Below are 17,211 nucleotides of genomic sequence, written 5' to 3' on the forward strand. Positions count from 1 at the left end.
GAGGCCCGCCCCGGTCGCGGTCGCGCCGGCGCCGCTTCCGACGCCTGCCAGTCCGGCGGGCGAACGCTTCAAGGCGTCCCCGGCGGCGCGCCGCCGGGCCGGTGAACTGGGCGTGGATCTCGCGCTCGTGGCGGCCGGACCCGACGGGATCATCGAGCTAGCCGACGTCGAGGCGGCCCGGCCGGAGACGACGCCGCAAGCGGTCAAGCCGCGCTTCGACTTCGCCGAGATGCGCGCGGCGATCGCCGCGGCCATGTCGCGGTCCAAGCGGGAGATTCCGCACTACTATCTGTCCGACACTATCGACATGGCCGCGGCGGAAACCTGGCTGGCGGGGGTCAATGCGGAGCGGCCGCCGGACCGCCGGCTGCTGGCCGGGGTGCTCTTCGTCAAGGCCGTGGCCCGGGCCGCCCGCGCCTATCCCGAGTTCAACGGCCTGTTCGTCGACGGCGTCTTCCGGCCGGCGCCCGCCGTTCACGTGGGACTGGCCATCGCCCTGCGCGGGGGCGGTCTGGCGGCCCCGGCGATCCACGACGCATCCGACCTCGACCTCGATGCGCTGATGGCCCGGACGCGCGACCTGGTCGGCCGCGTGCGCGAGGGGCGGTTCCGTAGTTCCGAGATCGCCGACCCCACCATCACCGTCACCAGCATGGGAGACCGGGGCGTCGAGACCGTGTTCGGCGTCATCTATCCGCCGCAGGTTGCCATCGTGGGCTTCGGCAAGGTGGTGCGGCGCCCCTGGGTCGTCGACGGCGTCGTCGCGCCGCGACCGGTCGTGACCGTCACCCTGGCCGCGGACCACCGGGTCAGCGACGGCCACCGCGGCGGCCTCTTCCTGACCGAAATCGGGCGACTGCTGCAGACTCCGGAGGCCCTGTGACCGACGAGGACATCCGCGCCGTGCTGCGCGACGAACTGGGCCGGATCGCACCGGAGATCGATTTCGACGGGCTCGACCCGTCCGTGGATCTGCGGGAACAGGCCGATCTCGACTCGATGGACTTTCTCAACCTGCTGACGGCGCTGCACCAGCGTCTCGGAGTCGACATCCCCGAATCCGAGGCCGCGGAGCTGGCGACCATAGCCGCCGCCGTCGCCTACATATCGAGCCGACTCAAAGGTCCGTAGCGGGAGGTTCGCCGCGGTCAGGCGGCCGTCATCGCGGCCTCCGCCTCCGCCCGCGCCACGGCCACAACGGTCTGCGGAAAGCTCGCCGGGTTCACGCTGATCGAATCGATGCCGGCGCGCGCCAGCAGGGCCGCCACCTCCGGCCAGGACGCCGGCGCCTCGCCGCAGATGCCGATGGGCCGGCCGTTCCGTTTGGCCCCGGCGACGGCCTGCCGGAGCATCTCCAGCACCCCGGGATCCCGCTCGTCGAAGTCGAAGGCGACCTCGGTCGAATCCCGGTCCACGCCGAGGATGAGCTGGGTGAGATCGTTGGACCCGATCGAGAAGCCGTCGAACAGTCGGGCGAAGGCGTCGATCTGGATCACATTGTTGGGGATCTCGCACATCACATAGACCTCGACGCCCCCCGGACCCTGGCGAAGGCCGTGGGCGGCGAGGGCTTCGAGGACCTGCTGCCCTTCCTCCACCCGGCGGCAGAACGGCACCATCAGCCGGACGTTGGTCAGGCCCATGACGTCGCGCACCCGCGCCAGCGCCTCGCACTCGAGGGCGAAGCCGTCGGCGTAGAGGGGGTGCGCGTAACGCGCGGCCCCGCGGAAGCCGAGCATGGGGTTCTCCTCCACCGGCTCGAAACCCCGGCCGCCGGTGAGCGAGGCGTATTCATTGGTCTTGAAATCGGACAGGCGGACGATCACCGGTCGCGGATAGAAGGCGGCGGCGATCGCGCCCACGCCTTCCGCCAGTTGACGCACGAAGCAGGCCCTGGGGGAGTCGTCGGCCCGCGCCCAGGCCTCGATGGCCCGGCGCGCGCGCGCGGAGGCGACCCGGTCCGGATGGGCGGCGGCCATGGGATGGATGCCGATCAGTTGGCTGATGATGAATTCGATCCGCGCCAGACCGACGCCCGCGGCAGGCAGGCCGGCCGCCTGGAAGGCTGCGTCGGGCTGCGCCAGATTCAGCATGATCGCGGTCCGGGTCGGCGGCAGATCGGCCGTTCGCAGCCTCTCCACGGAGAACGGCAGTTGACCGGCATAGACCGCGCCTTCCTCGCCCCGGGCGCAACTGACCGTGATGGCCTGTCCGGCTCCGAGACGCCGCGTCGCGTCGCCGGTTCCCACCACGGCGGGAATGCCGAGCTCCCGCGCGACGATGGCGGCGTGGCAGGTGCGCCCGCCCTTGTCGGTGACGATGGCGGCGGCGTTTCTCATCGCCGGCAGCCAGTCCGGACTCGTCGTTTCGGCCACCAGCACCTCGCCGGGGACGAAGGCTTCGAGATCGGCCTGGGTGGCGATAACCCGGACGGTCCCCGAGGCGACGCCCTGGCCGACCGCCTTGCCGGAGGCGAGGATCGGCGCCTTGCCGGGGTCAAGTCTGCGGACTTCGTAGACGCCTTCAGGCCGGCGCGAGGCGGCGGTCTCCGGCCTTGCCTGAAGGATATAGAGGCGGCCGTCGGCGCCGTCCCGGGCCCATTCGAGGTCCATGGGCATGCGGCGGCCTGCCTGTGCGGAATAGTGATCCTCGACGGCGATGGCCGCGCCGGCGAGTTCGAGCACGTCCTCGTCCGTGATGCAGAAGCGTTCGCGGTCGCGTCGCGGGACGGCCCGTTCGCGCAGCACGCCCGACCCCGCTCCGCGGCGCGGCCGGACGAGACGGGTCTCCTTGGCGCCGAGGGTCCGTCTCAGGACCGCGCGGTAGCCGGCCCGGTACGTCGGCTTGTGGACGTAGAATTCGTCCGGCGCGACCCGGCCCTGAACGATGCCCTCCCCGAGCCCCCAGGCGCCGGTGATGAACACCACCTCGGGAAAGGCGGTTTCGGTGTCGATGGTGAAGGCGACCCCGCTGGCGCCGTCGTCGGCGTTCACCATCCGCATGACCGCGACCGACAGGGCGACCTTGAGGTGGTCGAACCCGTTCTGCGCGCGGTAGACGATCGCCCGGTCGGTGAACAGCGATGCGAAGCACCGGCGGCAGGCCTCCACCACCCCGGCCTCGCCCGTGACGTGCAGGAAACTGTCGTGCTGGCCGGCGAAACTGGCCTCCGGCAGATCCTCCGCCGTGGCGGAGCTCCGCACGGCGACCCGCAGCGTCGGGTCTTGCGAGCCCATCTCGCGCCAGGCCGCCACAATCGCCGCCTTTAACCGTGCATTGTCCGTCGCCTGATAGATGATCGCCCGGGCTTCGGCGCCGCGGGCCGCCACCTGTCCGACGTCATTGATGTCGAGACCTTCAAGGATCGACGCCAGTTTCGGCCAGGCGCCCGCGGCGGTGAGAACATCCCGGTAGGCCACCGCCGTGACGGCGAATCCGTCCGGAGTCGTGACCGCGCCGCCCCGCAACAGCCGCCTCAGTTCCCCGAGAGACGCCGTCTTGCCGCCGACGGCGGCGACATCGTCCAGCCCGACCTCGTCGAGGGAAAGGACATAGCCGGCCGCGGCATCCTCCGGAGCGTCCCTGCCTGATGGAGCGGACGCCGACATGACTCAACGGGCCTCCGCCAGACAGGCGATCACTTCGGCGTCGTCGACCTGGTGGAAGTCCCTATAGGCCTCTCCGACCGACCGGAACGGTTCCGGCTCGACCAGACAGACGAAGTCATCGACCTGATCACGGAAGGCCTCCGCCAGGGAACGGGGAGCCACCGGAACAGCCAGGACGATACGGCGCGCGCCCTGGGCGCGCAGGCCCGCGATGGCGGCCCGCGCCGTGGCGCCGGTAGCCAGACCGTCGTCCACGAGCACCGCGACATGGCCGTCAGGGTCGACCCGGCCTCGGCCCTCGAAATACAGCCGGCGGCGGCGTTCGAGCTCGGCGAGGGCCGCGAGGCGTTCCTGGTCCAGCCAGGCCGGCGATACGCCGGTCAGCCTCACAATGTCCTCGTTGATGACCGTACGGGGATGGCTGCCGTCGATGACGGCCGCGAGCGCCACCTCGGGGTTGCCGGGCGCGCCGATCTTGCGCGCCAGCGCCAGATCAAGCGGCGCCTCCAGGGCGCGCGCCACCTCAAGGCCGACCGGCGCCCCGCCCCGGGGAATGGCGTAGACGACGACGTCGCCCGCGACCCGATCGGCCAACGCCTCGCCAAGCCGGCGACCGGCGTCAGCGCGATCGGTAAAGGCGGGAAGTCCAGCGTACATGGGGAGCCTCCGGGCTGTGGGCGCGCCGCGGGCGCGGCAAGCCCCGGTCGGGTTCAATGAGACACAAGCAGCGGCGCGGGCGGATCGCCCAGCAGGCTGCGACTGACGCCGCCGAGGGCCGTCTCGCGCAGCCGCGAATGCCCGTAGAGCCCCATCACGACCAGGTCCGCGCCGAGAGCCTCGACCTGGCGACGCAGGACGTCGGCGGCGACCGCTTCGGCGTCCCGGACCACCACCACCTCGGCCATGCCGCCATGGTCCTCGAACCAACGCTGCAGGCGGCTGTCCGGCCCATCGACCGCCGCGGGCTCGACCACGACCACGTGGACGGTTTCCGCCGTGGACAGGAACGGCCAGGCGTCCCGCACGGCGCGGGCGGCTTCCCGGCTTCCGTTCCAGGCGACGACGATCCGGCGGCCCGGCGCCGGATCCGCGATCCGGTCAGGCAGGATCAGCGTCGGACCGCCACTGGCGAGCGCGAGATCGGCCCCGGCGGGTCCAATCGTAGGCAGGCGGCCGGGCGGAAGCACGGTCAGGTCCGTGCGGCGCGCCAGATCCACCACGCCGGCGGCCGCGTCGGCGGCCAGCACCAGCCAGTCCGAGCGACATCCCGCCGCCGCGGCGGCGGCCTCGCACGCCAGCCGCGCCTCTTCAGCCTGGGTATCCGTGCGGCGCTCATGGGCGGCGAGGATCTCCGGCGGCACGGCCGGCGGAATGACCGGAGGCATGCCCCAGTAGACGGGCTCGTCCCAGGCTGACAGGGGGAGCGGAGGGCGCGCGAAGACCCCGGTGAGCCGGGCGTCAAACCGGGCCGCGAGGGCGGCCGCGATACGGGCCCGCTGAACGGCGGCCTGACTTCCGTCCATCACCGTCATGATGCTGCTGTAGGTCACGGCTGGATGTCCTTCTTCCTGGAGAGAGGGAGCGCGGCTCGCGTGAGGGCCGGCTGGAGGATGGCGACCGGGTCGCTGGCGGGAAAGGCGGCGTCGAGGGCCGCGTCCTTGCGAGCATCGATCGGACGGCTGGCGTTCGGGGATCGGCGCGGCATGGCGTCCTCCATTTTTCAATTCATGACCGGTCCGCTCGGTCGCGCCTTGATCCGGATCAAGGCTGTCGACCATGCCCGGCGTCAGGGTCCTTTCGTATCGGCGGAGGCTGAACATGCTGACCATGACCCTTCGCGAGGCCGGTGGACCGCTCGTGCCCGAACGACGGCCGGATCCCGTTCCCGGGCCGGGCCAGGTGCGACTGAACATCACCGCGTGCGGCGTCTGCCGCACCGACCTGCACGTGGTGGACGGCGACCTTCCGCCGCGCCGGCCGACGATCACGCCCGGCCATGAGATCGTCGGCGTCGTCGACGCCATCGGCCCGGGGGTCGTCGGCCGCCGGATCGGCGAGCGCCTCGGCGCCGCCTGGCTGGCCTGGACCTGCGGCGACTGCCGCTATTGCCGTGAGGGCCGGGAGAATCTGTGCGACCGGGCCAGGTTTCACGGCTGGACGTGCGACGGCGGCTATGCCGACAGGATCGTGGCGGACGCGCGCTACTGCTTTGCACTGCCGGCGACCCTGTCGGACGCGGAATGCGCGCCCCTGCTCTGCGCCGGTCTGATCGGATTCCGGGCGTGGCGGATGGCCTGCGCCGGCCGGACCGTGGAGACGCTCGGCCTCTACGGCTTCGGCGCCGCGGCCCATCTGCTGGCGCAGCTGGCGATCTGGCGGGGTCAGCAGGTCCATGCCTTCGTCCGTCCCGGAGACGAAGCGGCCGCCGCCCTGGCCCGCGAACTGGGCTGCGTCTGGGCGGGCGTGTCAGGACAGGCGCCTCCCGTCCCCCTGGACGCCGCCATCATCTTCGCCCCGGTAGGCGCGCTCGTGCCCGAGGCGCTGGCGGCGGTCCGCAAGGGCGGCGCGGTGATCTGCGCCGGCATCCACATGAGCGACATCCCCGCCATGCCCTACGAACGGCTCTGGGGCGAACGGACGCTGGCCTCGGTGGCCAACCTCACCCGGCAGGACGGCCTGGACTATTTCCCCATGGCCGAACAGGCCGGCGTCCGGCCGCACGTGACCCTGTACCCGCTGGAGCGGGCCAATGAGGCGCTCGACGATCTGCGGAAGGGCCGGTTCGCCGGCGCGGCCGTACTCGTCAACGCCGGGCCGCCCTGACAACGATCAAGGGCGGCCCTCTCGGACGTGATGATTTCAGGCCCGATCTAGGCGCTCTTGATCGGGATGGAGATCTTCCGGCTCGAGGCGTCGGCGTCCAGGGGCGCCGTCACGGTCAACACCCCTTGCTTGAGGGCCGCCTTGATCCCGTCGGCCTTGACGGGGGCCGGAAGGCGCACGGAGCGCGAGAAGCTGCCGTAGCGGCGCTCGACCATCCGGAATCCCTTGTCGCGGGTCTCGGTGGAGGATTTTTTCTCGCCGCTGACCGTCAGGACATCGTCCTCGAGATCAATGTGGACGTCGTCTTCGGTCATGCCGGGCAGTTCGACGGTCAGCTCGACGCCGCCGTCGACCTCTCTCATGTCCATGCGCGGCGAGGGTCCGAGCACGTCGGACAGGTCGAAGCCGCTGAAGTCGGCGAGCACGCGGTCGAACTCGCGCTGAAGCGGCGCGAAGAAGGGGGCCACCCCGCGGACGGGACTGGTCGTGGCGACGGGCTTGGATTGAGCGGTCATGGAATGCTCCTCCTGATCCTGCAGCGCTGCATGCGCCCGCCGAGGATGAACCCCCGCGTCGCGGCTGCATTGATCTGGCGCAAGCCGCGCGGGCGCCGCCTGCGCCTCAGGATCGGCGCGCGTAAACGGCGTTTCAGATCAGGCCCGAACAGGGCGGCTGAAGTCCAAATAATCCAGCAATATCAAGAGGAAGACGATGGTGGGTGATGTAGGGTTCGAACCTACGACCCGCTGATTAAGAGTCAGCTGCTCTACCAACTGAGCTAATCACCCGGACCATGCGTCTGACGCGGGCCACGCAAGGCTCGTGCCGTTTCACCCTGTACCAGCGCGGGACCGGTTTCGGGGAGGGGGCGTACCTAATGGGAATGCCTCTCGCGTGCAAGGGGATTTCCGGCTCCGTTTCGGTTTGTCGCAGGACCGGCTAGGGTCACGTGAATCAGCCGCCGGGGAGCGGCGACGGGGAAACGACCATGGCCTTCTGGAATCGCCGGCGCTCGATCGACGCCATGCTGGCCCCGCACGACGGGCCGGCGCTGAAGAAGACGCTGGGCTGGCCGCATCTGATGGCGCTGGGCGTCGGGGCCATCGTCGGCACCGGCATCCTGACCCTGATCGGCGTCGGCGCCGGGCTGGCGGGGCCGGCGGTGATGATCAGCTTCGCCCTGGCGGGTCTGGTCTGCGCCTGCGCCGCCCTGGCCTATGCCGAACTGTCGACCATGATGCCGGCGGCCGGCAGCGCCTATACCTATTCCTATGCCGTGCTCGGCGAACTGATCGCCTGGATCGTCGGCTGGAGCCTGATCCTCGAATATTCGCTGGTCGTCTCCGCCGTGGCCGTGGGCTGGTCGGGCTATGCGACCGGCTTCCTCGCCGGCATGGGGGTCGAACTGCCGGCCATGCTGGCGGCGGGACCGCATGTCGAGGGCGGGCTGATCAATCTGCCGGCGGTGTTCATCATCGCCGTGGTGACGGGGCTGTTGCTGCTCGGCACCCGCGAAAGCGCGACGCTGAACGCCGTTCTCGTGGTCATCAAGATCGTGGCCCTGATCGCCTTCGTCGCCATCGCCCTGCCGGCCTTCGACGCCGCCAACTTCACCCCCTTCATGCCCAACGGTTTCGGCGCGCCGGCCCTGCCTTTCGCGGAACAGATCACCGGCCAGCCCGTGGTCCAGACCGGGGTCATGGCGGCGGCGGCGATCATCTTCTTCGCCTTCTACGGCTTCGACGCCATCTCGACGGCGGCGGAAGAGACCAAACGGCCCGAGCGCGATCTGGCTATCGGCATCGTCGGCTCCATGGTGGTCTGCACGGCCCTGTATCTGATCGTGGCCGCGGCCGCGATCGGCGCCCGGCCGGTCGCCACCTTCGCCGAAAGCCCTGAGCCGCTGGCGCTGATCCTGCGCGAGATGGGGCAGGGGACGGCGGCGCAGTGGATCGCGGTCTCGGCCGTGGTGGCCCTGCCGACCGTCCTGCTGGCCTTCCTGTTCGGCCAGAGCCGCATCTTCCTCGGCATGGCGCGCGACGGCCTGCTGCCGCGCAAGCTGGCCAAGGTGTCCGTCCGCGGCGTGCCGGCGGTGGTGACCATCTTCACCGCCATCGTGGTGGCGGGCCTCGCCGGCGTCATGCGGCTGGACGAGCTGGCCTCGCTGGCCAACGCCGGGACGCTGGCGGCCTTCGCGGCGGTGGGCGTCTGCCTGATCGTCCTGCGCATCCGCGATCCGCATCGTCCGAGGGTCTTCAAGGCGCCCCTGTGGTGGCTGGTGGGGGCGATCACCATCATCGGCTGCATCGTCTTCTTCTTCAGCCTGCGCGCCTCGACCCAGATGTGGTTCGTCATCTGGAACGCTATCGGCCTCGTCGTCTATTTCGGCTGGTCGGCCTGGAATTCGCGGCTCGCGAAGGGCGAGGAGACCGCCGGCTGATGGCGCTGCGCGACCTGTCCGGGGCGGTCGACTTCACCGTGCTGGAGCGGATGACCGCCGGCGACGACGCCGTCACCGAGGAGGTGCTGGGCCTGTTCGCCCAGCAGGCCGCCCTGTGGTCGCCGCTGCTGGACGTGCGCGAGGACGGCTGGCGCGACGGCGTTCACACCATCCGCGGCGCGGCGGCCGGCATCGGCGCCGGGACGCTGGCGGCGGCCTGCCAGACGGCCGAGGCGGCGGACAAGGCCGAGGCCCCGCCGCTGCTCGACCGGGTGCGGGACGCGCTGGAAATCGCCCTGGCGGACGTGGCGGCCTACCGGCATGCGCTGATGCTGAGGTCGTTGCGGGGTTAGGGGGCGACCCCGTCCACGACATAGGCCCGTGACGTGGAAGCGGCCTGCCGGATTGGCAGGATCGCCTGGTATTCCGGGGAGGCCAGAAAGTCTGCCGCCGCCTGGTGTGAGGGAAACTCGACCACGACGATCCGGGCCGTCGGCGGCTCGCCGATCATGGGCGTTACCGCCCCCGCCCGCACGATATAGCGACCGCCGAAGGCCGCCACCACGGCCGGCGCTCGCCGCACGTATTCGGCATAGGCCGTGGGATCGGTGACGGTGATCTCATTGATGATATAGGCCCTGGCCACCGCAGTCGGGGCGGTCTGCGCTCCCGCAGGCACGCTGAATGTCAGGAGCGCGAGCACCGCGAGCGGCGCGATCGAACCGTGGATCATCTTTCAGCCCCGTGTGCGGTCGAATGCCTCGAACTCATGCGCAATACAGCGGTCGATCAGGGTGCGCCACACCGGCTCGGCGATGGCCGGCGAAAGACCGGCGGGACCGGCGGCGGCCAGCACCTTGGCGACGACGTCCTCGATGCGGGCGTCGTCATGGACGACGGAGCGGTCCGGTTTGATGCGCGCGGCGGCGTCCATATAGCGCTGGCGCTCGGCCAGCAGCCGGACGAGGGCGCGGTCGAGAGCGTCGACGCCCTGACGCACCTCCGCCATCGAGGCGCAGGCTTCCGGCGCGGTGCGCGGATCGATCGTGACGCTATCCGACAAAGGCGCGCTCCAGCACATAGTCGCCCGGCTCGGCGTTCGAGCCCTCCTTCATGCCGAAGGCCTCGAGCAGTTCCGCGGTTTCCTTGATCATGGCCATGGAGCCGCACAGCATGACCCGGTCCCGCTCCGGCGAGAAGCCGTGCGGCAGGCCGAGATCGTCGAACAGGGCGCCGGACCTGATCCGGTCGGTGATCCGGCCGGGATGTTCGAACGGCTCGCGGGTCACGGTGGGATAGTAGGTCAGCTGGGCCTTCGCCTCCTCGCCGATCAGCGGGTCGTCGTGGATGCCCGCGGTCAGGAAGTCGCGATAGGTCAGGTCGGCGACGTGGCGGACCGTGTGACAGACGACGACGTGGCGGAAGCGGCTGTAGGTGTCCGGGTCCCGGACCACGCTGAGCCAGGGCGCCAGGCCGGTCCCCGTTCCGATCAGCCACAGACGCTCGCCGCCGGTCAGGGCGTCCAGCACCAGGGTGCCGGTCGGCTTCTTGCCCATCAGCACCGTGTCGCCGGGCTGGATCTTCTGCAGGCGCGAGGTCAGGGGCCCGTCCGGGACCTTGATCGACAGGAACTCCAGTTCCTCGGCCCAGCCGGGGCTGGCGATGGAATAGGCGCGCAGGATGGGCTTTCCGCCGTCTTGGCCGGGCAGGCCGATCATCACGAACTCGCCCGAGCGGAAGCGGAAGTCGTCGGGACGGGCGATGGCGAAGCTGAACAGCTGGTCGGTCCAGTGGCGCACCCACAGCACTTCCAGTTCATGGAAGGCGGAGGCTTTCGCGGGCGGGGAGGCGGCGGCGACGTCGGTCATTGCGGGCTTATTAGGGGGTGAGGGGCGAGGGGGGAAGCCATGCGGATGTCGCGCCGGAGATGTTCCGCCGGCGTCCGTCGCGATGCTGTCTTCTCGCCCCTGATCATCGCGTCCCTTTTCGCCCCCGACGGCGCCTTCCCGCCCCTCCGTCCGCCCCCTTTCCACCCCCGCTCGCCCGCCTGCGACCAAAGCTGACGCACCCATGTGCCTCCATGTGAAACGGCCACGGGGGCGGAGGATTTTGACGGTTCGACACGCAGCAGGGCATCGGTATCCGGAACGCCGGACCTGTCTGACGCCGCCCCGCCGCCAGGGGGCTCGACGGGCCGATAATTTCCGGGCCTCACAGTGTACTCTCGACCCGATTGGCGCGGGTGCGGAATCGGGGATGACGCCGGCCGAAACGACCGCTAGCGTCCGCGCCATGCGCAACAGACTCCTCGCCTCCACCCTGTTTCTCGCGGCCCTTTCGCCGTTCACCGCCGTGATGGCGCAAACCGCGGACCCGGCGGTCCTGACGCCCGAACGGGTGTTCGCCAACCCCTCGCTGGCCGGACCGGTGGCGCGCGGCGTCAGCCTGTCGCCCGACGGGGAACTGGTCGCCTTCCTGCGCTCGCGCGAGGACGACGTCGATGTGCTGGACCTGTGGGCGGCGCCGACGGGCGAGGGCGAGCCGTTCAAGCTGATCGACGCCCAGGCCCTGGTCCCCGACGCCGGCGAGCTGTCCGAGGCCGAGAAGGCGCGGCGCGAGCGGATGAGGATCAGCCAGCGCGGCGTGGTCGAATATTCGTGGGACCAGCAGGGACGCTACATCCTGGCCCCGCTGGAGGGCGACATCTTCCTGGCCGAGCGCGAAGGCGGGGCGGTGCGCCGCCTGACCGAGACGGAGGCCGACGAGATCGACGCCAAGGTCTCGCCCAGGGGCAATTTCGTCTCCTTCGTGCGCGACCAGGACCTGGTCGTTCTGGATCTGAACGGCAACCGCGAAACGGCGGTGACCACCGACGGCGAGGGGCTGATCACCTGGGCCACGGCCGAATTCATCGCCCAGGAGGAGATGAACCGCGACACCGGCTACTGGTGGAGTCCCGACGAACGCTACATCGCCCTGCAGCGCACCGATGAATCGACGGTCGACGTCATCCCGCGGCTGGACATCACCGGCGGCGGCGCCCGCGTGATCGAGCAGCGCTATCCGCGCGCCGGACGGCCCAATGCGGTGCTCGAACTGTTCGTCCATGACCGCGAGAGCGGACGCCGGGCCCAGGTCGATCTGGGCGAGAACCGCGACATCTATCTGGCCCGCGTGGACTGGTCCGCCGACGGGCGCACCCTCTATGTCCAGCGCCAGTCGCGCGATCAGAAGACGCTGGATCTGCTGAGCGTCGATCCCGCCACGGGCGCTTCCCGCGTGATCCTGACGCGGACCTCGGACGCCTGGGTCCCGTTGACCGACGACTTCAAGCCGCTGGACGACGGCCGCTTCATCTGGTCGTCCGAAGAGACCGGCTGGAGACACCTGTACCTCTATGAGCGCGACGGGACCCTGATCCGGCCGATCACCCACGGTCCGTGGCCGGTGAAGAGCCTGAACGGCGTCAATCAGCAGACCGGCGAGGTCTTCTTCACCGCCTCCTTCGGCTATGCCGAAAGGCCCGAGGGGGTCACCGGCGGCCACAGCGCCTGCCCGCTTCCCGGCGGCCAGGTGGTGATGTGCGACGTCCAGGGCGAGCGGCCGACGATCCAGCGGCTGTGGCGCGCCTCGCTCAACGAGCTGCGCCAGGCGACGCCGGTTACGAGCGACGGCGGCTGGTGGTCGGCCTCGATGAACAAGACCGGCACCGCTTTCGTCGGCAACTATTCCGACCTCGACACCCCGCCGCAATCCGGTCTGTACCGTGCGGACGGGACCTTCGTGCGCTGGATCGAGGAGAACCGGCTGGATGAGGATCACCCCTTCTGGCCCTATGCCGCGCGGCGACAGACGCCGACCTTCGGCACGCTCGACAGTCATGGCGAGATGCTGGTCTGGCAGATGACCACGCCTCCGGGATTCGATCCGTCGAAACAGTACCCGGTGGTGATGCAGGTCTATGGCGGGCCGTCGGGCGGAGGCGTCCGGCAGAGCTGGCAGGGCGCCACCAGTCAACTGTTGACTGAGGCCGGCTATATCGTTTTCCGCCTCGACAACCGCGGCGAGGGAGACCGGTCCGCGGCCTTCAAACAGGCCCTGTATCTGCGCATGGGTCAGCCTGAGATCGAAGATCAGGTGTTGGCGGCCAACTATCTGAGATCGCTTCCCTATGTGGCCGACGATCGCATCGCAATGATGGGCTGGTCCTATGGCGGATTCATGAGCCTGATGGCCCTGACCGAGCCGGACATGGGACTGGCTTCCGCCATCGCCGGCGCCCCGCCGACCGAGTGGAGCCTGTACGACACCCACTATACCGAGCGGTTCATGTCGACGCCGGAAGCGAACGCGGCGGGCTATGCCGCTTCGGACGCCATTCCGCGCCTGCCGAACCTGACCGGACGGCTCTTGCTGATGCACGGCATGGCCGACGACAACGTCATCCTCGAGAACTCCACGCGGGTCATCGACGCGCTGCAGGCCTCGTCCATTCCCTTCGAACTGATGCTCTACCCCGGCCAGCGCCACGGCGTCCGGGGCAATGAAAGGCAGCTGCAGCAATGGCGGACGTATCTGGACTTCCTCGATCGCACGATCGGCTCACGGGCGCCCGCCGCGCGGGATTGATCGCGGCGGCGCTGGTCGCGCTGTCGCTCGGCGCCTGCGCCACGCCCAACGAGGACGGAAGCTGGACATTGCCCGGCGACGACGGAGGCCGGATCTTCCAGCCGCCGAGCGCCGCCGCGGTCGTGGACGGGCATTTCCCCGGAGCCGCCGCCGTGAGCGGCTCCGTGACGCTGATGCTCAGCGCGGACAATGTCGCGCCCCAGCCCTTCAACGCCGTGATCGCGGTGAACCCCGCCCTGCTGGAAGACCGGGGACCGCCCATCGCCACGCGGGGACTTCGTGGCCTCCCCGTCCTGCTCAAGGACAACATCGAAACCGCCGACATGCCGACCACGGCCGGCTCCCTGGCGCTGGTCGACAATGCTCCCGGGCGCGACGCGCCCCTCGTCACCCGTTTGCGGGACGCCGGCGCCGTCATCCTCGGCAAGGCCAACCTGTCCGAATGGGCCAACATCCGGTCCAACAACTCGATCAGCGGCTGGAGCGCCGTCGGCGACCAGACCCGCAATCCCTATGATCCGGCGCGCACTCCCTGCGGCTCGTCCTCGGGCAGCGCCGTGGCGGTGGCCATCGGCCTGGCCCCGGCGGCGATCGGGACGGAGACTGACGGCTCGATCACCTGCCCGGCCTCGGTCAACGGCGTGGTCGGGTTCAAGCCGACGGTGGGACTGGTCAGCCGCACCCACATCGTGCCGATCGCCCATTCGCAGGACACCGCCGGGCCGATCACCACCACGGTCGAGGACGCGGCCATCGTCCTGACGGCCATCGCCGGCTCGGACCCGCTGGACCCGGCCACGGCCGAGGCCGATGCGCGCAAGGTCGACTATCGCGCGGCGCTGGATGCGAACTCGCTGCAGGGCGCGCGTCTCGGCGTGATGCGCTTCCTCGTCTCCAACTATTCCGCCGAGGCCCAGGCCGAGTTCGAGCGGGCGCTGGGCAATCTGCGCGCGGCGGGGGCCGAGATCGTCGAGATCACCGAACCGCCCGCCGACTTCCGCCAGATCGGCGGCTGGGAGCTGACCGTGCTGCTGACCGAGCTGAAGCACGACCTGAACCTCTACCTGGCCTCGACCGATCCGACGCAGGTGCGGACCCGGACCCTGGCCGAGGTCATCGCCTTCAACGCCGCCGAGCCGCGCGAGACCGTCCTGTTCGGCCAGGAGCTGTTCGAGCGGGCCGAGGCGACCGGCGGACTGGACGATCCGGCCTATGTCGAGGCGCGCGAGCGCTCGTTCCGCGCCTCGGGGCCGGAGGGCATCGACCGGATGATGGCCGACAACCGCGTCATCGCCCTGATCGCCCCCACCACCTCGCGCGCCTGGACCAACGACCGCGAGGACGACGACAACGCCCAGGGCTCGGCCAGCCGGCTGGCGGCGGTGGCGGGTTATCCGCACCTGACCGTGCCGATGGGCTTCGATCGCGGCATGCCGGTCGGGATCAGCTTCATCGGCGGCAAATGGGACGACGCCCGCATCCTGTCGCTGGGTCACGCCTATGAGCAGCGCACCCGGGAGCGGCGGCCGCCCGTGCTCGCCGGTCTGCAACCATCGTCATGAGGGTTGGTTGAGCCGTCATGGAGAAACAATTCATCAAGCTCGCGAGCGCGGCGGCCAAGCTTGCGGGCAAGCCGTGGACCTTTCTCGCCTGCGTCGGCATCGTCCTGGTCTGGGCCCTGTCCGGCCCGGTGTTCCGCTTCAGCGAGACGTGGCAGCTGGTGATCAATACCGGCACCACGGTCATCACATTCCTGATGGTGTTCCTGATCCAGAACACCCAGAACCGGGACGGGGCGGCCATGCAGGCCAAGCTGGATGAGCTGCTGTTCGCTGTGAAGGCGGCGGAGAACCGCTTCATCGGCATCGAGCACCTGACCGAGCGGGAGCTGGACCTGATCCTGCGCGAGGTCGAGACGCGCGCCCTGGAGGTTCAATCCGGTCAACCGGCCCGCCCCCTCCGGAGACACACGGCCGACGCTCCGCAACCGAAGGCCGCGCCCGCGCCCCGGGCCCGGAAGAAGACCGCATGAGCGACCTCGCCGCCAACGTCGTCGGCACCGCCGCCGCCCTCTGTTCCATCACCAGCTTCGCCCCGCAGATGATCAAGATCTGGAAGGAGCGCGACGCCTCCTCGGTGTCGTTGAAGACCTATTCGCTGACGGTGATCTGCTTTGTCCTTTGGACGACCTACGGCGTGCTGACGGGCGCCTGGCCCATCGTCATCGCCAATGCCTGCGCCCTGGTCATGGCCGCCGGGGTGCTGGCGATGAAGTGGCGGTTCGACGGCCCACGGTCGGCCTGAGCCCGCGAACGGCCGACAACCTGCGGGCGATGCCGATGGACAGGGCGGCGTGGTTCTGAAACCGTAACGCCGTTCTGAAGGCGGGGGCCGGACCGATGTTGCTCAACCGACGAGGCGCGCTGGCGGGCGCGGGCGGTCTGATGACGGCGCTGGCGACCGGCGAGGCCTGGGCGCAGGACGCCCGGCGCGTCCGCAAGGCGGCCTCCTCCCTGAGCTCCGCGGACGACGACATCCTGGCCTTCGCCGAGGGCGTCAAGCTGATGAAGCGCCGCTCTGACGCCCTCTCGTGGGAGGCCCAGAACCGGCTCCACGCCCAACGGGCCGAGCACGGCAACTGGCGCTTCCTGCCCTGGCACCGGCTGCAGGTCGCCCATATGGAGCGGATCATCGCCCAGCTGACCGGCCATGCGAATTTCGCCATGCCCTACTGGGACTGGCAGGTGGACCGCTTCCTGCCGCCGTGGGTGCTGGATCCGACCTCGCCCCTCTATGAGCGCCAGCGCGATCCGGCGACCGAGACGCTCGATTTCCAGAAGGCCCGCTTCGCCCAGAGCCGCGACGTGGCGCGCGTTTCGGACGACAATTTCGACGCCTTCTGCGGCCGCGAACGGGCCGCGGGCCGGGTCGAGGCCTATGGCCACAACATCATCCACATGCTGGTCGGCGGCCTGATGGGCAGCACCCGGACGGCGGCGCTGGACCCGGTGTTCTGGCTGCACCACTGCAACGTCGACCGGGTCTGGGCCACCTGGCACCAGAAGAACGGCGACCGCGCCTATCCGCGGCCCTGGAAGGATGTGTCGATGTCGGGGTTCACCGGACCCGACGGCCGGCAGACGGGCCGCTGGGTCGCCTCGCGCATCACCTCCACGCGCGGTCTGGGCTACCGTTACGACGCCCTCTATGCGCCGCTGGTCTTCGCCCTGCCGCCCGGAGCCCTGGGCGGCCCGCCGGTGTCGGCCAGGGAAGTCTCGGTGCGGGTCGATGCTGACGCGACCGACGGCTCCGTCAGGCTGGATCTGCCCGCCGAGGTCGTGCGTCTGCTCCGCGAGGCGCCGGGCCGGGTGACGGTCGAGGGGACAGGGGTCGTCGCCTATGAACGGTCGGAAAACCTGACCGGCCGCGCCATCGCCACCAGCGTGTTCGCCGAAAAGGGTCGCGTCGATCTGGGCGTATCCCCGACCTTCGTGCATTTCGGCGGGGGCGAAGGCGACGAACATGCCGGGCACGCCGACTACGCCCATGTCTTCACCTTCGACAGCGCGGTCGCCCAATTGGCGAAGCTGACCACTGGGCCGCTTGCGATCGTGTCCACGGCCCAGGACCTGCGACCGGAAGAGCAACGCCCGCCGGTGCGCGCTGTATCGCTGGAGGCGACGTTGACGGTGACGGAATACGCCGCCTGAG

Annotated in this window: 18 protein-coding genes and 1 tRNA gene; 10 read left to right on the top strand and 9 right to left on the bottom strand. The window is 70.0% G+C overall.

Features of this window, described 5'->3' with window-relative positions; genetic code table 11:
* Positions 1-883: 2-oxo acid dehydrogenase subunit E2 (locus QQJ79_RS05730; protein WP_284221961.1), on the top strand; the 883-nt coding region annotated here is incomplete at its 5' end.
* The gene (locus tag QQJ79_RS05735) at positions 880-1,131 is read left to right on the top strand and encodes an acyl carrier protein (RefSeq protein ID WP_284221962.1); all 252 of its coding nucleotides are present in this window, start codon (positions 880-882) and stop codon (positions 1,129-1,131) included. The genes QQJ79_RS05730 and QQJ79_RS05735, both read left to right, overlap by 4 nt.
* A 17-nt stretch (positions 1,132-1,148) precedes the next feature.
* Here the strand turns inward: QQJ79_RS05735 and ppsA are convergent, their stop codons facing one another.
* From ppsA to QQJ79_RS05755, 4 genes are read right to left on the bottom strand one after another with little or no spacing between them, the layout of a single operon-like run.
* Complete coding sequence (gene ppsA, locus QQJ79_RS05740; protein WP_284221963.1) at positions 1,149-3,608, bottom strand: phosphoenolpyruvate synthase; 2,460 nt, start codon at positions 3,606-3,608, stop codon at positions 1,149-1,151.
* A 3-nt stretch (positions 3,609-3,611) separates the two neighbouring features.
* Entirely contained in the window at positions 3,612-4,265 is a 654-nt protein-coding gene (locus tag QQJ79_RS05745; protein ID WP_284221964.1) for a phosphoribosyltransferase, read from the bottom strand.
* Positions 4,266-4,318: 53 nt separating this feature from the next.
* Positions 4,319-5,158: a universal stress protein gene (locus tag QQJ79_RS05750; protein ID WP_284221965.1), complete on the bottom strand. Its 840-nt coding sequence runs from the start codon at positions 5,156-5,158 to the stop codon at positions 4,319-4,321.
* Positions 5,155-5,313, bottom strand: coding sequence for a hypothetical protein (locus QQJ79_RS05755; protein ID WP_284221966.1), 159 nt, complete (start codon positions 5,311-5,313; stop codon positions 5,155-5,157). The genes QQJ79_RS05750 and QQJ79_RS05755 overlap by 4 nt, the downstream gene beginning before the upstream one ends.
* A 113-nt stretch (positions 5,314-5,426) precedes the next feature.
* Between QQJ79_RS05755 and QQJ79_RS05760 the strand changes: the two genes are divergently transcribed.
* Complete coding sequence (locus tag QQJ79_RS05760) at positions 5,427-6,431, top strand: zinc-dependent alcohol dehydrogenase family protein (protein ID WP_284221967.1); 1,005 nt, start codon at positions 5,427-5,429, stop codon at positions 6,429-6,431.
* A 47-nt stretch (positions 6,432-6,478) separates the two neighbouring features.
* Here QQJ79_RS05760 and QQJ79_RS05765 read toward each other — a convergent pair whose 3' ends face one another.
* Both QQJ79_RS05765 and QQJ79_RS05770 read right to left on the bottom strand, forming a co-directional pair.
* Complete coding sequence (locus QQJ79_RS05765) at positions 6,479-6,946, bottom strand: Hsp20/alpha crystallin family protein (RefSeq protein WP_284221968.1); 468 nt, start codon at positions 6,944-6,946, stop codon at positions 6,479-6,481.
* A 197-nt stretch (positions 6,947-7,143) separates the two neighbouring features.
* Positions 7,144-7,219 (bottom strand) — tRNA-Lys (locus QQJ79_RS05770).
* Between the two features lie 200 nt (positions 7,220-7,419).
* On the opposite strand from QQJ79_RS05770, the gene QQJ79_RS05775 reads away from it, so the two are divergent.
* Entirely contained in the window at positions 7,420-8,871 is a 1,452-nt protein-coding gene (locus QQJ79_RS05775; protein WP_284221969.1) for an amino acid permease, read from the top strand.
* Positions 8,871-9,224 (top strand): Hpt domain-containing protein, encoded by a 354-nt coding sequence (locus QQJ79_RS05780; protein WP_284221970.1) that lies wholly within the window; start codon positions 8,871-8,873, stop codon positions 9,222-9,224. The genes QQJ79_RS05775 and QQJ79_RS05780 overlap by 1 nt, the downstream gene beginning before the upstream one ends.
* Here the strand turns inward: QQJ79_RS05780 and QQJ79_RS05785 are convergent.
* Genes QQJ79_RS05785 through QQJ79_RS05795 form a run of 3 tightly spaced genes read right to left on the bottom strand, consistent with a single transcriptional unit; the run spans position 9,221 to position 10,739 of the window.
* Positions 9,221-9,604, bottom strand: a complete 384-nt coding sequence (locus QQJ79_RS05785; RefSeq protein ID WP_284221971.1) for a DUF1330 domain-containing protein — start codon at positions 9,602-9,604, stop codon at positions 9,221-9,223. The genes QQJ79_RS05780 and QQJ79_RS05785 overlap by 4 nt on opposite strands.
* Before the next feature lie 3 nt (positions 9,605-9,607).
* Positions 9,608-9,952 carry a chorismate mutase gene (locus QQJ79_RS05790; RefSeq protein WP_431307573.1) on the bottom strand — a complete coding sequence of 115 codons (345 nt, stop codon included), beginning with the start codon at positions 9,950-9,952 and terminating at the stop codon, positions 9,608-9,610.
* Positions 9,924-10,739: a ferredoxin--NADP reductase gene (locus tag QQJ79_RS05795; protein ID WP_284221972.1), complete on the bottom strand. Its 816-nt coding sequence runs from the start codon at positions 10,737-10,739 to the stop codon at positions 9,924-9,926. The genes QQJ79_RS05790 and QQJ79_RS05795 overlap by 29 nt, the downstream gene beginning before the upstream one ends.
* Positions 10,740-11,163: 424 nt before the next feature.
* Here QQJ79_RS05795 and QQJ79_RS05800 point away from each other — a divergent pair, with 424 nt between their 5' ends.
* The 5 genes from QQJ79_RS05800 (at position 11,164) to QQJ79_RS05820 (ending at position 17,210) form a co-directional block, all read left to right on the top strand.
* Positions 11,164-13,500 (top strand): S9 family peptidase, encoded by a 2,337-nt coding sequence (locus QQJ79_RS05800; RefSeq protein WP_284221973.1) that lies wholly within the window; start codon positions 11,164-11,166, stop codon positions 13,498-13,500.
* Positions 13,434-15,062: an amidase gene (locus QQJ79_RS05805; RefSeq protein WP_284221974.1), complete on the top strand. Its 1,629-nt coding sequence runs from the start codon at positions 13,434-13,436 to the stop codon at positions 15,060-15,062. Before QQJ79_RS05800 ends, QQJ79_RS05805 begins: the two co-directional genes overlap by 67 nt.
* Positions 15,063-15,079: 17 nt before the next feature.
* Positions 15,080-15,532 (top strand): low affinity iron permease family protein, encoded by a 453-nt coding sequence (locus QQJ79_RS05810; protein ID WP_284221975.1) that lies wholly within the window; start codon positions 15,080-15,082, stop codon positions 15,530-15,532.
* Entirely contained in the window at positions 15,529-15,804 is a 276-nt protein-coding gene (locus tag QQJ79_RS05815; RefSeq protein WP_284221976.1) for a SemiSWEET family sugar transporter, read from the top strand. The genes QQJ79_RS05810 and QQJ79_RS05815 overlap by 4 nt, the downstream gene beginning before the upstream one ends.
* A gap of 95 nt (positions 15,805-15,899) precedes the next feature.
* The gene (locus QQJ79_RS05820) at positions 15,900-17,210 is read left to right on the top strand and encodes a tyrosinase family protein (protein WP_284221977.1); all 1,311 of its coding nucleotides are present in this window, start codon (positions 15,900-15,902) and stop codon (positions 17,208-17,210) included.
* Position 17,211: the final 1 nt, after the last annotated feature.

This window comes from Brevundimonas denitrificans (assembly GCF_030160755.1).
Taxonomy (GTDB): Bacteria; Pseudomonadota; Alphaproteobacteria; order Caulobacterales; family Caulobacteraceae; genus Brevundimonas; species Brevundimonas denitrificans.

Bases quoted from the DNA above. Each gene is read 5' to 3' on its own strand.
- ppsA (WP_284221963.1), bottom strand. From the start codon at position 3,608: ATGTCGGCGTCCGCTCCATCAGGCAGGGACGCTCCGGAGGATGCCGCG.
- QQJ79_RS05745 (WP_284221964.1), bottom strand. From the start codon at position 4,265: ATGTACGCTGGACTTCCCGCCTTTACCGATCGCGCTGACGCCGGTCGC.
- QQJ79_RS05755 (WP_284221966.1), bottom strand. From the start codon at position 5,313: ATGCCGCGCCGATCCCCGAACGCCAGCCGTCCGATCGATGCTCGCAAG.
- QQJ79_RS05760 (WP_284221967.1), top strand. From the start codon at position 5,427: ATGCTGACCATGACCCTTCGCGAGGCCGGTGGACCGCTCGTGCCCGAA.
- QQJ79_RS05765 (WP_284221968.1), bottom strand. From the start codon at position 6,946: ATGACCGCTCAATCCAAGCCCGTCGCCACGACCAGTCCCGTCCGCGGG.
- QQJ79_RS05775 (WP_284221969.1), top strand. From the start codon at position 7,420: ATGGCCTTCTGGAATCGCCGGCGCTCGATCGACGCCATGCTGGCCCCG.
- QQJ79_RS05780 (WP_284221970.1), top strand. From the start codon at position 8,871: ATGGCGCTGCGCGACCTGTCCGGGGCGGTCGACTTCACCGTGCTGGAG.
- QQJ79_RS05785 (WP_284221971.1), bottom strand. From the start codon at position 9,604: ATGATCCACGGTTCGATCGCGCCGCTCGCGGTGCTCGCGCTCCTGACA.
- QQJ79_RS05790 (WP_431307573.1), bottom strand. From the start codon at position 9,952: ATGTGCTGGAGCGCGCCTTTGTCGGATAGCGTCACGATCGATCCGCGC.
- QQJ79_RS05795 (WP_284221972.1), bottom strand. From the start codon at position 10,739: ATGACCGACGTCGCCGCCGCCTCCCCGCCCGCGAAAGCCTCCGCCTTC.
- QQJ79_RS05800 (WP_284221973.1), top strand. From the start codon at position 11,164: ATGCGCAACAGACTCCTCGCCTCCACCCTGTTTCTCGCGGCCCTTTCG.
- QQJ79_RS05805 (WP_284221974.1), top strand. From the start codon at position 13,434: ATGGCGGACGTATCTGGACTTCCTCGATCGCACGATCGGCTCACGGGC.
- QQJ79_RS05810 (WP_284221975.1), top strand. From the start codon at position 15,080: ATGGAGAAACAATTCATCAAGCTCGCGAGCGCGGCGGCCAAGCTTGCG.
- QQJ79_RS05815 (WP_284221976.1), top strand. From the start codon at position 15,529: ATGAGCGACCTCGCCGCCAACGTCGTCGGCACCGCCGCCGCCCTCTGT.
- QQJ79_RS05820 (WP_284221977.1), top strand. From the start codon at position 15,900: ATGTTGCTCAACCGACGAGGCGCGCTGGCGGGCGCGGGCGGTCTGATG.